Origin of the sequence: Streptomyces antioxidans (genome assembly GCF_000968685.2) — a bacterium.
Taxonomy (GTDB): Bacteria; Actinomycetota; Actinomycetes; order Streptomycetales; family Streptomycetaceae; genus Streptomyces; species Streptomyces antioxidans.
The window spans coordinates 1-900 of record NZ_LAKD02000242.1 but is presented as its reverse complement, the minus strand read 5'-3'; the positions used below and the strand labels follow the sequence as shown (position 1 = coordinate 900).

The 900-nt window shown below is 78.6% G+C and carries 1 protein-coding gene and 1 pseudogene; both read left to right on the top strand.

The window, feature by feature from the left end; genetic code table 11:
- Positions 1 to 74: 74 nt before the first annotated feature.
- Positions 75 to 275, top strand: coding sequence for a hypothetical protein (locus tag VT50_RS39465; protein ID WP_046090588.1), 201 nt, complete (start codon positions 75 to 77; stop codon positions 273 to 275).
- 240 nt (positions 276 to 515) lie between these two features.
- A pseudogene (locus VT50_RS39460) lies at positions 516 to 900 on the top strand (hypothetical protein); the annotation flags it as partial.

Sequence of the window (900 nt, the reverse complement as noted above, 5' to 3'; positions counted from 1 at the left end):
GTACGGCCATCGGCACCGGGTCGTGTACGGCCATTGGCACCGGGTCGTGTACGGCCATCGGCACTGAGTCGTGTATGGGCATCGGCGCCCGCTCCCGCAGCGGCATGGGCTCGGGCGCCCGCGACGACGGCGGTGACGGCGCCGTCGTACGCGTCGGCTCGGGCGCCCGCCCGGGCGCTCGCGCGGGGACGGACACGCCGGGCCCGCCGACCCGGGTCCACGGTGTGATCCTGGCCGCCACCCCGGGCGCGGGCGTCGCCCCCCGCGACGACTGAACGCCCCGCGCCTCGACCGGAACCGGACCGGACGCCCGTGCCACCGCCGCGGTCCGGTGGGCCCCGGTCGTCTCCTCCCGGCGCCACAGTGCCTCCGGTGTCCGGGCCTGGGGTGCGCCGGGGGGTTCGGCCAGCGGGGTCACCCGCGCGATCCGCCGCGCTCCCGTCGCCTCGTCCGGCCGCCACGATGCTGCTGTGTCACCCGTGTCTCCCGTCGCGCCCGGTCTCCACGATCCCGTCGTGTCGTCGGGTCTCCACCGCGCCTCCGCCGATCCGAACGGCCCCGATCCGAACGGCCCCACCCCGGACGGCTCCGCGGCACTCGCGGTGGTGTGCGTGGCATTGGCCGGGCCACCGCCCGTACGGCCGGTACCGCCCGTGCCGCCCGGCGCCGCCGTCGCCCACGAGCCCCCCGACAGCCTCGGAGCCGCCCCCACCGCCCCCACCGCCCCCACCGCCCCTGGTGGGCGCACCCTCGCGAGTCCGCAGGGCACTTGGGGCGTGGCGTACGGCAGGCGCAGCTCGCCGTCCCTCGTCCAGAGGCCCGCGCCCGGGAGCCAGCCCTCCGGGGCCGGGAACTCGCACAAGCGCCGCTCCGACGGGCGCCATACGCCCACCCACGGCC

What these genes read in the sequence shown, in the direction of transcription:
- VT50_RS39465 (WP_046090588.1), top strand. Translation starts at nt 75, where the DNA reads ATGGGCATCGGCGCCCGCTCCCGCAGCGGCATGGGCTCGGGCGCCCGC.